At 71.3% G+C, this 12,249-nt stretch carries 5 protein-coding genes; 3 read left to right on the top strand and 2 right to left on the bottom strand.

Annotation, left to right across the window (positions count from 1 at the left end):
• Nucleotides 1–30: 30 nt before the first annotated feature.
• Complete coding sequence (locus DEJ02_RS06540) at nucleotides 31–858, bottom strand: hypothetical protein (protein ID WP_111032403.1); 828 nt, start codon at nucleotides 856–858, stop codon at nucleotides 31–33.
• 241 nt (nucleotides 859–1,099) lie between these two features.
• Here DEJ02_RS06540 and DEJ02_RS06535 point away from each other — a divergent pair, with 241 nt between their 5' ends.
• Both DEJ02_RS06535 and DEJ02_RS06530 read left to right on the top strand, forming a co-directional pair.
• Nucleotides 1,100–1,432 (top strand): PadR family transcriptional regulator, encoded by a 333-nt coding sequence (locus tag DEJ02_RS06535; RefSeq protein ID WP_111032402.1) that lies wholly within the window; start codon nucleotides 1,100–1,102, stop codon nucleotides 1,430–1,432.
• Nucleotides 1,429–2,274, top strand: a complete 846-nt coding sequence (locus tag DEJ02_RS06530) for a permease prefix domain 1-containing protein (RefSeq protein ID WP_111032401.1) — start codon at nucleotides 1,429–1,431, stop codon at nucleotides 2,272–2,274. The genes DEJ02_RS06535 and DEJ02_RS06530 overlap by 4 nt, the downstream gene beginning before the upstream one ends.
• Here DEJ02_RS06530 and DEJ02_RS06525 read toward each other — a convergent pair whose 3' ends face one another.
• On the bottom strand, nucleotides 2,275–10,710 hold the full coding sequence (locus DEJ02_RS06525) for a non-ribosomal peptide synthetase (protein WP_181440284.1): 8,436 nt from the start codon (nucleotides 10,708–10,710) through the stop codon (nucleotides 2,275–2,277).
• Nucleotides 10,711–10,967: 257 nt separating this feature from the next.
• Between DEJ02_RS06525 and fabD the strand changes: the two genes are divergently transcribed.
• Nucleotides 10,968–12,248: an ACP S-malonyltransferase gene (fabD, locus tag DEJ02_RS06520; RefSeq protein WP_111032399.1), complete on the top strand. Its 1,281-nt coding sequence runs from the start codon at nucleotides 10,968–10,970 to the stop codon at nucleotides 12,246–12,248.
• Nucleotide 12,249: the final 1 nt, after the last annotated feature.

Below are 12,249 nucleotides of genomic sequence, written 5' to 3'. Positions count from 1 at the left end.
TCACGACGTCACGACGTCACGACCGTGCGATCACGTGCAGGAGACGTTGCGGTCGATGCTGCCGGACCCGTAGGGCACCACGACCTGGACCATCGCGATGGTGCCGCCAGGCAGCGGGGTGCCGGAGCAGGCCTTCCGCGCCTTGGTGACCGTGCTCTTGCCGAGCGCGATCCAGTTCGACCGGCCGTAGAGCGGGCTGTTCGACTTGACCGTGCCGGCGATGGTCTTCCACTGCGAAGTGGTCGAGTAGAGGCCGATCCGCTTCACGCCGGCCGTCTTGAGCCCGACGATCATGCCCTGCATCGCCGCGCGGTTCTGGGCGGTGTCGCGCTGGTAGGACAGACCCGTCTCGACGTCGATCCACCAGCGGTAGGCGGACGGGTTCGGGACGCCACGGCTCTGGACGTCGTCGTACCCACGGGCGTAGCCGTACATGAACGAGCACGCCAGGGTGACCTGCTTCTTGCCGCCCTTGGTCACGCACTTGCCGAACGGGTTGGTGGGCACCGTGCCCTGGTACCGGTTCGAGGTGGGCCAGACCGACGCCTTGAGGCCCGGGTTGGCGAACAGCGCGTACAGCTGCGTCTTCGGTTGGGCCGAACCCCCGACGGACTTCGCCGACCAGGCGAGCTGTTCGGCGAGGCACGGGTTCGTGGTGTTGCCGAGGGACTCGTTGACGCCCACGATGCCGAACGCCTGGTCGGTCGGCACCTGGCTGCCGCACTGCGGCCAGGAGATGTCGACACCCAGCGGCGTGACCACTGCGGATGCACCCGACGACGGGCCGGCAACGGCGATGCCGGCGGCCACCACCACCGTGGTCGCGATGGTCGCGACGAGACGACTGATACGGAACATGCTCTCCCCCTGATCTGGCCGGACGGGCCGACCGCGCCCCACCGGCGCACGGGGAGTCTAGGTGGAAGCTTCGGACGACACACCGGCTCTGTCCGTCGACTGTGTCGAACGACGCACTGCACTCGGTCTGTGGAGGACTTCGCGGAGCAGTCGACACCGCACACCCTGGAAGATCACCTTGCTCGGCGTACTACGTCCGGCGTACTATGTGCAGCACAGTGCGCAACGAGAGGGGGTCCCGGTGATCAGCGCCGATGCCATCCGCGGGTACGTCGACCTCATCGTGCTCTCGCTCGTCCGGTTCGAGCCGTCCTACGCGTACGAACTCGCGCAGCGGATCAGCACCGTGACCGGGGCCGACTACACGATCAAGCAGACGACCCTGTACTCCGCCGTCAAACGCCTCGAACTCGCCGGGCTCGTGACGTCGTTCCACGGCACCTCCGAGTCCGGCAAACTCCGCACCTACTACCAGATCACCGGATCGGGTCGCGCGCACCTCGACGACAAGACCGAGGAGTGGCGCGACACCAAGTCCGTCATCGACCGCTTCGTGGAAGGGACCAACGCATGAACGAGATCAGCGAGTACCTGGAGACGATGTTCCGCCCCTACCCGCAGACCCCCCGCCTGCGCGAGGCGAAGGCGGAGCTGCACGGGATGATGGAGGACGCGTACGCCGGACTCATCGCCGACGGTGCGACACCGAACGAAGCGATGGTCCAGATCGTCAGCGACTTCGGCAGCCTCGACGAGCTCGCGCTCACCCTCGGCATCACCGCGGACCTGGAGCCCCGGGCGGGCGGTCCGGTGCGCCCCTCCGACGAGCGGGTGCCCGTGCACGCGCCCATCTCGATGGACGAGGCGAAGGGCTTCACCGAGGCGCACCGTCGGACGGCGCCACGCCTCGGTGCCGGAGTCGCGCTCTACGTCCTCGCCGCGATCCCGCTCGTGCTGCTGCTCGGCGCGTCGGACCAGCCGGGTTTCCCCCTGGACGCCGGCGTCGCGATCGCGATCGGGCTCGTCCTCGCACTCGCCCTCGGAGCGATCGCGACGGTCACGATCGTACGGGTCTCGGGCGCGTTCGCTCCCTTCGCCCGGATCCAGGAGCGCCGTTTCAGCCCGGACGCGGACGTCATCCGCTGGGTCAACGAGGTCGCCAGGGCGAACGAACGACGTCAGACGAGGTCGCTGACCGTCGGGGTCCTGCTCTGGGTGCTGTCGCCCGCAGCCCTCATCATCGTGGTGCTCGCACCGCCCACCTCGCTCCAGAGCGTCTGGATCGGGGCGAGCACGGCGTTCCTCCTGCTGGTGGTCGCGATCGGCCTGTTCGTGTTCCTCCGTGAGACGTGGGCGAGCAGTGCCGCCGGCGCCATCAACCGCGGCGTCCCGAGGACCGCCACCGTGCCGGTCTGATCACCCCGTCCGGGCGAGGAGCCCTTCGAGGAGGGTCGCGTACCGTGCCGCGATGAGCGTCGCAGGTCGCAGGTCGACGCGCGTTCCCTGCGGCTCCACGGCCAGCGTCACCCTCGAGTCACCGGTGTCGAGCACCACGGTGACGTCGACCGTCTCGTGCGCCGTGGTCGGTGCGGACACGGAGCCGAGCCGGACGGCGACGACCTGCCCGCCGCCCTCGACCCGGACGGGCGTGTGCCGCGTGACCGGGGTCGCCGTGACGAGGTGCCGCTCGATCTGGTCGACGTTCGCGTGGTGGTCCGCCGACTCCGGGAACGGGACGCTCCGCAGCCCGTCGTCCTCGTGCACGAGGACCGCCTGCGGAACCCGCGTCGCCGTCAGCCGGAGGGCGAGCATGAACGCGTACACCGCCCGCGCCCGGTGGCGCTGGTCCCAGGACACGTCGACGACGATCCGACCGAGGAGTTCGTCGACGCCGTCGAGCTCCGGAACGGTGACCCGCTCGACGACGAGTCGACGGTTCCCGGACGCTCGGACGCGGTCCGCGAGAGCCCGCAGGTCCGGGCAGGAGAACAGGTCACCGATGGTCAACGCCCCGGGGAACGCGGCATCGAGCTGCCCCTTGACCTGCATGATCGTGAGCGAATCGCCACCGATCTCGAAGAAGCTGTCGGTGACCGCGACACCACGGATGCCGAGGACGTCCGACCACACCGCCGCGATGCGCTGCTCGACGTGGTCACCCTCCGCCGTGGACGTCGGCAGTGCATCCCCGTGCGGGCCCACGTCATCACCCGCCGGCCACGGCAGCGCACCCGTGTCGAGCTTGCCGTTGACGTTGAGCGGGAGGGCCGCGAGCGGCACGATGTGCCGCGGCACCATGTAGTCGGGGAGCAGCCGGCGCAGCCCCTCGCGCACCGTCGACGCGGTGACGTGTGCCGCGCCGACGACGAAGCCGGCGAGGACCGTCGGGGAGCCCACGACGCTCCGCGCCACGACGACGACGTCGCGCACCCCGTCGACCTGCGCGATGGCCGCTTCGACCTCGCCGAGCTCCACGCGGAACCCACGCACCTTCACCTGGGCGTGCTCGGTCACCCGGCCGAGGAAGACGAGCGTGCCGTCGGCCTGCCACTGGACGCGGTCGCCGGTGCGGTAGCCGACGACACCGTCGAGCACCGGGAAGCGCTCGGCGGTCCGGTCGGGCATCCCGAGGTAGCCGAGCGCGAGGCCGAGACCCGTCGCGACCAGCTCGCCCTGCTCGCCCGGTCCGCACAGCGATCCGTTGCGGTCGAGGACGACGACACCGCCACCCGCGATCGGCGCACCGATCGGCACGGTGCGCCCGACGGGGAGCACCCGAGGGATCCGGTACGCCGTCGTGAAGGTGGTGTTCTCGGTCGGGCCGTACACGTGGAACATCTGCAGCGCACCGCTCGCCCCGTACAGCTGCCGCATGCGCTCGGCGTCCGCTCGCTCGCCGCCGGTCATCACGACGCGCAGGGCCGCCAGGACGCCCGGGTCCTGACCCACGAGCGAGTTGAAGAGTGACGTCGTCACGAACATGACCGTCACACCGTGGCGAGCGAACAGCTCGGCGAGCGCCGACGCGTCGACCAACGTCGCACGGTCGGCGATCACCGCCCGGCCGCCGTGCAGCAGCGGCCCCCAGAGCTCCAGCGTCGCGGCGTCGAACGCGACGGAGCTCCCGGCGAGCACGACGTCGTCGCCCGTGATGGGGATGTCCGCGTTCTCCCAGGCGATCCGGAGCACCGCCCGCTGCGGCACCACGACCCCCTTCGGGCGTCCCGTCGTCCCCGAGGTGTACATCACGTACGCCTCGTCGTCGCCCCGTCGCTCGACCGGCACCATCGGCGGTGCCGTCCGCCCCTGCTCGACGCCGATCACCGGCAGCGGGAGCCCCGCCTCGTCGGTGAGCCGCCGACCGGCGGCATCGACCGCGAGGACCGCGGTGACGCCCGCGTCGTCGAGGACGAGCCGGGCGCGGGCCGACGGCGCGTTCACGTCCACCGGCACGTACGAGCCACCGACGAGCACGACCCCGACGAGCGCCACGGTGGTCGCGATCGATGCCTCCCCCGCGATGCCCACGCGGTCACCGGGGAGCACACCGCCTCGGCGGAGGTCCAGCGCAACGGCGGAGGCGCGGGCCCACAGCTCGCGGTACGTCAGCGACTCCAGATCGTCGGCGATCGCGACTCGGTGCGGCACCCTGGCGGCGACGGCGACGAACGCCGCGCCGAGCGCTCCCGGCAAGCGCGGAGCGACCGCGCCTGACGTGTCCTGTGGCAGGGCGGCGAGGACCCGTTCCGGAGTCGCGCCGGCCTGCGCCACCGACATCCCGTCGTCGTGGCAGAACGCCTCGAGCACGTCGATCACCCGGTCACCGAGCCGGTCGATGTCCGAGCCGCCGAAGTGGCCGGCGTCGTACAGCCAGACGAGCAGCAGCTCGTCGCCGGTCCGCTGCGCCGTCAGCGTGAGTGGAGTCTCGGTCTGCTCTCGGCCGCGCACGAAGGCGAGACCGGCGTCGTCGAGGGCGTCCGCGTCCAGGCCGTAGTTCTCGAAGGTGTAGAGACACGACACGAGTCGGTCGTGACCGACGAGGCTCTGCACCCGCGCGAGCGCCGTGTGGTCGTGCTGCATCGCGGCGACGGCCTGCTCCCGGACGTCGTCGAGCAGTGTCCGCACGGTCTGCGCCGGCTGCCAGCGGACGCGCGCCGGGATGGTGTTGATGAAGAGGCCGGTGGCGTTCTCCAGGCCGGCGGCCGTGCCGTCGCGGCCCGACACGACCTTGCCGATGACGACGTCGTCGACGTCGAGCGCTCGACCGAGTGTGAGGGCGAGTGCGGCCTGGACGAGGTGCGCCAGCGTCGTCCCCGTCGCCTGGAAGCGGGCGGTCAGCCGCGCTGCGAGCGCCGCATCCGAACTGCGGCGGGCACGGGCAGCCGTCGACGACGCCGCGAGCGACTCGGTGAAGGGCAGAGCGGTCTGCAGCTCCGGCGCTCCGTCGTACCCGTCGAGGACGTTGCGCCAGTACGTGTCCGACGCGTCGAGCGGTCGGCGAGCCGCTGCGGCGATGACGTCACCGAAGACCGTGCGCTCCGCCGGTCCGATCGCCTGGAGCTCCTCGCCCCGCAACAGTGCGACGAGTTCGTCGAGGATCCTGGCGAGACTCCACCCGTCGAGGATGATGTGGTGGTAGGTGAGCACGAGCGTCTCGACGTCGTCGGCACGGGAGGTGTCGGTGACAACGGTGACCCGCATCAGCGGTTCTGCGGCGAGCACGAAGCCGCGCTCGACGTCCTCGTGCAGGAGGGCATCGAACGCGTCCCCGCCGTCGACCGACGCGGAACGGACGGACGGCCCGGAGTGCTCACCCGCTGCGAGCACCACCTGCCGGGGCCGGCGCAGACCGTCCGCCGCGAAGCGGGTCCGCAGGACCGGGTGTCGTGCCGCGAGCTCGGCGACGGCCGCTCCGACCCGGGCGGAGAGGCCGCCACCGGAACCGCGCCACGGTGTCGCGGAGGTGCGCCGGAGCGGCTCTCCGACCTCGAAGACCTGCTGCACGACGGAGGCGCGACTGCCCGGCTCCCGGAGGTGGTGGAGGAGCATCCCGTGCTGCAGGGGACTCAGGTCGATCACGTCGTCGACGTCGCCGTACGCGCGTTCGATCGCCTCCTGCTCGTCCAGGTGCAGGTCGGAGGCCCGCACGAGGTCACTGGGCGTGCGTACGCGAGCCGACCCGCGCCTCCCGGCCGTGGCGAGTGCCGCGAGGCGGGGGCCGAGCTGCTCGACGGCGGTCACGATCACCGGGTCCGCACCCGGGCCCACGGACGTGAGCACCCGCAGGCGTCCGTCGGCGACGAAGGCGTCGACCTGGACGCCGACGGGGACGCGGTTCCCCGGAGCCGATGCGGTGCCTGCGGCATGCAGACGGTAGGCGCCCGAACCGGCGCCCCGGGCGGCGGCACCCTGGTCGCCGATGTAGTTCACGGAGATCGACGGCCGGGCACGGCGATCCTGGTCGTCGTCGACGCGGTACCCGACGCCGCCGAGCGGGACGCGACGGACCGCCTCCTTGGCGAGCACGATCGAGCGGTGCGGTGATGCTGCGTCGCACTCCACGAGGACCGGGTGGATCGCGGTGAACCAGCCCACCGTCCGCGACACGTCGGGCAGGAGCGGGTGTTCTGGTCGTCCGTGCGCCTCACGCTGGACGACGATCGACGACCGTCCGTCGACGGCCGCGACCGCCGCGCCGACAGCGGCGAGCAGCAGGTCCTCGATCGTCGCTCCGTAGGCGACGGCCACCCGCTTCAAGCGGGCGGTCTGCTCGGCGTCGAGCACGATCGGCGCCGGTTCGGCCTGTTCGGCCGGTTCGGCCGGTTCGGCCGGTCCTGCCGGTGCGGTCGATCCGGCCGGTGCCGTCGGCAGGTGGTCGACGGGCGGGTCCTCCGGACGCTGCTCCGCCACGAGGGCGCGATCGATGTCGCTCCACACCGTGCGGTCCGACGCCGACTGTGCGCGGACCGCCGACACGATCGCCTCGGACCACTCCCGGAGCGAGGCCGTCGAGGGCGGCAGGGTGACCTCACGGTGTGCACGCGCCGCGTGGACAGCGCTGACGAGGTCCTCGACGAGGACGTGCCAGGAGACCACGTCGACGACCAGGTGGTGCGCGCAGAGCAGCAGCGTCGCACCGCTCGGGGCCTGCACGAGACCGGCTGCGAGGAGCGGGCCGGTCCCGAGGTCGAAGCCTGGCTGCAGCTGCCGCGCCAGGTCGGCCACCGCGCCGTCCACCTCGGCATCCGCCGCGACGTGCACCTCGGCGAAGACGTACCGCGCGTCGTCCGGACGTCGGACGGTGAGCTGCTGCCCGTCGAGGACCGCCCGCAACGCGTCGTGGTGGACCCAGACGGCGTCGAGCGCCACGCGCACGTGCGCCGTCGACACCCTGCCGAGGTCGACCACGGCGTCCTGGTTGAAGTGCGCGGGCTCGGCGAGACCCCAGGCGAGGAACTCGTCGACCATCGGGAGACGCCCCACCGGCCCGTGCAGGTGCCGGACCGGGGCGGCCGCCGGTGCCGCCACGTCGATGTGCCGAGCGATCTCGTCCACTGTCATCGACTGCATCACCCGGCTCACCGAGCAGTGGTAACCCGCTTTGCGGAGCAGCGAGACCGTCCGGATGGCCGTGATGGAGTCACCGCCGAGCTCGAAGAACGAGTCGTTCCGCCCCACACCCGCCAGCGACAGGACGGTGGCGAAGGCGTCCGCGACGGCCTGCTCCGCGCGGGTCCGCGGAGCAGCGTCGGCCGCGGCCACGGCCGGGTGCTCCGCATCGAGGGCCTGCAGCGCTGCGACGTCACGCTTGCCGTTCCCGGTGAGCGGGATCGACGGGGTCCGGAAGGCACGGGCGGGAACCATGTACGAGGGCAGGACCCGCGCCGCACGTTCGCGGAGGTCGGCGGCATCGGTGTCGGCGACGAAGTAGGCGTGGAGGCGGGTCGTCCCCGAGTCGTCGCGCCGCGCCGCGACGACCACGTCGTCGACGCCGTCGAGGGCCAGCAGGGCAGCCTCGACCTCGGCGAGTTCGACCCGGTGCCCCCGGACCTTCACCTGTCGGTCGTCACCGATCCGGCCCAGGTACTCGACGGTACCGTCCGCCAACCAGCGACCACGGTCACCGGTGTGGTACTCGAGACCGTCGGACGTGCGCAAGAAGGACTGCGCCGTCAGCTCCGGCGAACCCAGGTACCCGTCAGCGACGCCGTCCCCACCCGCGACGACCTCGCCGACCTCGCCGATGCCGCAGGCACGGTCGCCGTCCCGGACGATGCGCACACGGGTGTTCCCGATCGGCTTACCGATCACCACCCGCGTGAATCCGCGCTGGAAGGGGTGCACCGTCGTGAAGGTCGTGTTCTCGGTCGGCCCGTAGCCGTTGAACACCTGGATCGCAGGGTTCTCCCGGTGCAGCCGGTGCACGTGTTCCGCGGCGACGGTCTCTCCCCCGATGACGAGCCGCTCGACCCCGTCGAGCGCCCACGGGTCCGTGGTCACGACGTGGTTGAACAGCGAGACGGTCAACCACATGACCGTCACGTGGTGCTGGTCGACGAGCGCGCCGAGCGACGCGGGGTCGACGACGGCGTCACGGTCGTCGAGCACGAGCGTTCCGCCGTTGAGGAGCATGCCGAACACCTCGAAGGTCGACGCGTCGAACGCGAGCGACCCCGTGAGCAGCAACGTGTCGGAGGCGTGCAACGGGAGTGCTTCGTTGTCGAGGACGAGCCGGAGCACGGCGCGGTGCGGGACCACGACACCCTTCGGTCGCCCTGTCGTCCCCGAGGTGTACATCACCGAGGCGGCGCTGTCGGGCGTCGGGGCGCCCGGCCCACTGCCCGTGTCCGCCGTTCCGCCGGCGGCGCGCCGGTCGGCGTCGGGCAGGGCTGACGCGTCGAGCACGAGGACCGGGTCACGGGGGTCCAGCAGCCCCCAGGCGTCGACGAGTCGGGCCGCCGACGCGTCCGCGCAGACGACGACCCTGGTACCCGCGTCCGCGGCGATGGCGCCGAGCCGCTCCGGCGGAGCTGCCGGGTCGAGCGGAACGAAGGCGGCACCTGCCAGCGAGATGCCGAGGATCCCGGCGAGGAGCGGTGCGGTCGGAGTGCCGAGGACACCGACGCGGGCGCCAGGACCGACCCCTGCCTCCGTGAGGACCGACCGCATCCGGTCGGCCATCGCGGCGAGCTCCGCGTACGACAGGGGAACCCCTCGATCCACGACTGCGGTGCGGTCGGCGTTGCGGGTCGCCGCGGCCGTGAACGCCGCACCGATCGACGACACTCCGAGTGTGCTGTGCGAGGTGGTCGCGAAGCCGTCCACCGTCACGCGCTCCTCGGCACCGACGCTGTCGACCGCACCGACGAGGGCGTCGTCCTGACCCGCGAACGCCCCGAGCACCCGGACGAGTCGATCGACGACCGTCTTCGCATCGGCGACCGCCAACCGCGCCGGATCGACCATGATCACGAAGCGCAGGGCGTCGTCGACCGGCTGCACGGTGACCGTGAGGGGGTAGTCGGTCTCCTCGCGCGCCGACTCGAACCGCAGCCCCGCATCGACGAGGTCCTCGTCCGCGAGGGCGAAGTTCTCGACGGCGAGCAAGCACTCGAACAGATCGCGGTGCTCGGCGAGGGACTGGATGCGCGCGAGCGACCCGTGCGAGTGCGCGGCTGTGGCGAGCGCCTGTGCGCGAACGACGTCCAGCAGACGGTCGACCGTCCCGCTCGGGTCGACGGTGACCCGGACCGGGACGGTGTTGACGAACAGCCCCACGACCTCGTCGAGACCGTCGACGTCCACGTCGCGACCGGACACCACCTTGCCGAACACGACGTCCGTCGTGCCGGTGGCGCGCGCGAGCACGACGGCCAGCGCAGCCTCGACCAGGTGCGCGAGCGTGATCCCCCGCCCCGCGTACCGCGTGGCGAGGACGCCGGGGAGGCCAGCGGCCGTCGTCACGGCGTACCGCGCGCGGTCGGCCGGGGCTCCGTCGACGGCGTCCGCGCCCGTCCCGTCTGCGTCGGTGGCGCCGCCCGTCCCGTCTGCGTCGGCGGCTGCGCCGCGCGTCCCGTCTGCCCCGCCTGCCCTGTCTGCCCTGTCTGCTCCGTCTGCTCCGTCTGCTCCGGCGGCTCCGCCTGCTCCGTCTGCTCCGGCGGCGGCGGCGTGCTCGGGTTCGCGCTCCACGCTGGCGAGCCGTGCCGGCGGCTCGACACCGCGCATCAGGTCCGACCAGTAGCGGTCGAACGCCGCGCGGTCCCGCGACGCCGACCAACCGACGTAGTCGGCGTACTGCTTCGCACCGACGGCGTCCCGGTCCGCCCGACCGAGCACCTCGTCACGACTCCCCGTCCGGGCCAGGTCGCTGTACTCGCGGAAGTCCGCGAACAGGCGCGCCAGGCTCCACCCGTCCATGACGACGTGGTGGTAGGTCCACACGAGCCGGAGCCGATCGACGCCCTCGCGGCCCGTCAGGACCGCGGTGACGCGCAGCAGTGGATCGAGGTCGAGCCGGAAGCCCCGGGCGACGTCGTCAGCGAGGAGCCGATCGAGCCGGAGCTCGGCGTCGGTGTGCGAGTGCGCCCGGAGGTCGACCACGGTGAACTCGGGCTCGCGGTCGGTGAGGACCACCTGACGGGGCCGCGCCACGCCGCTCGTGACGATGCTCGTCCGGAGCACGGCGTGCCGACGTGCGAGCGCCGCGACCGCGACCCCGATCGCCTCGACCTCGTCCGCCGGGTCGCCGAGAGCATCCACCCTGAAGATCTGCTGAACGACGTACGGGCTCGTGTCGCTGTCGGTCAACGAGTGGAAGACGAGGCCTTCCTGCTGCGGTGCGAGATCGAGCACGTTCTCGATCCTGGAGCTGACGATCCGCTGATCCATTGGGTCCCCTCACCATCTGGTGCGTTCCGGAGTCGCTCGTCGAACACGTCCCCGAGGTCCATCTTGGTGTGTCGGAGCGATGGATCATGCAGTCGCCGGAGAAAAAAGTCGGCATGTGATCACGCAGACCCTTCTCAAACTCACAGCTTGCGCTAGAGTCTCGGACGGGGGACGAACGGCTGGATCGCGATGACGCGATCCAGCAGACCCCGTCGAGCTCGATGACGACGACGGATCAAGGTGGGGGCAGGGCGATGACGAAGGCCGCTTTTCTGTGTTCGGGGCAGGGCTCGCAGTACGTGGGCATGGGGCGCGAGCTCGTCCGCGACTCGACCGCTGCCGCGGCGGCGTTCGACGAGGCATCGGAAGCCATCGGGATCGACCTGCGCGCCCTCTGCTTCGAGTCCACCGCAGCAGAACTCGCCCGTACCGTCAACACCCAACCGGCGATCCTCACCCTTAGCGTCGCGCAGGCCCGCGCGAGTGCCGAGCGTGAAGCACTGGACCCGGCCGTCATCGCCGGCCACAGCCTCGGCGAGATCACCGCACTCACCCTGGCCGGGTCGATCGGGTTCGCTGACGCCGTCCGGCTCGCCCGTCGGCGTGGCGAGCTCATGCAGCAGGCCGTACCGGAAGGCCACGGGCTCATGCTCGCCGTGATGACGCGAGAGCACGAAGCCGTGATCGACCTGTGCGCCCAGGTCTCCGAGCAGATGTTCGACGTCGTGCAGGTCTCCAACCTGAACTCGAACACCCAGGTCGTCGTCGCCGGAAGCGCGTCAGCGGTCCTCGCCGTCCACGGTCGACTCGAGGACGACGGGATCCGCTCGACGCCGCTCAACGTGAGCGTTCCGTTCCACTCGCCGCTGATGGAACCGGTCGTCGCCCCGTTGCGCGAGCAGCTGGCGTCCATCGAGATCACCGCCCCGCAGGTGACCGTGCTCTCGAACGCGACCGGACGCCCGTACCGTGACGAGGACGAGATCGTCGAGCTGTTGCTGCGTCAGGTCGTCGAGCCGGTCCGCTGGGTGGAGAACCAGCGGTGGATGCGCATGCACGGCATCGACTACGCAGTCGAGTTCGGTCCCGGACAGACGCTGTCCGGACTCATGCGGCACACGCACCGCGAAGTCCCGGTCTTCAGCTACGACTCAGCCGACGCCCGCGCATCGCTGCAGGTCATGATCGAGCGGACGACCGTGCCGTTCCTCGCCCGCGCACTCGGCATCGCCGTCGCCGTGCGCAACACGAACTTCGACGCCGACGACTACCGCGAGAAGATCGTCACGCCCTACCGGTCGCTCGAGAAGCTCAGTCGCCTCGTCGACCGTGAACGGCGTGACGCCACCGACCAGGAGCGGCGTGAGGGTGCTGAGCTGCTCATCGGGATCCTCCGGGCGAAGGGCAGCACGCCTGCGGAGATCCAGAGCCGGCTCGACACCCTGTCAGCGGACTCCCGCACGGAGCCGCTGTCCGTCGACGACCTGCTCGCCCACGTCTGAG

It is taken from the genome of Curtobacterium sp. MCLR17_042 (assembly GCF_003234695.1).
GTDB lineage: Bacteria > Actinomycetota > Actinomycetes > Actinomycetales > Microbacteriaceae > Curtobacterium > Curtobacterium flaccumfaciens.
The sequence above is the reverse complement of the archived record's forward strand: the minus strand, read 5'-3'. Positions and strand labels throughout refer to the sequence as shown.

What these genes read in the sequence shown, in the direction of transcription:
- DEJ02_RS06540 (WP_111032403.1), bottom strand. Translation starts at nt 858, where the DNA reads ATGTTCCGTATCAGTCGTCTCGTCGCGACCATCGCGACCACGGTGGTG.
- DEJ02_RS06530 (WP_111032401.1), top strand. Translation starts at nt 1,429, where the DNA reads ATGAACGAGATCAGCGAGTACCTGGAGACGATGTTCCGCCCCTACCCG.
- fabD (WP_111032399.1), top strand. Translation starts at nt 10,968, where the DNA reads ATGACGACGACGGATCAAGGTGGGGGCAGGGCGATGACGAAGGCCGCT.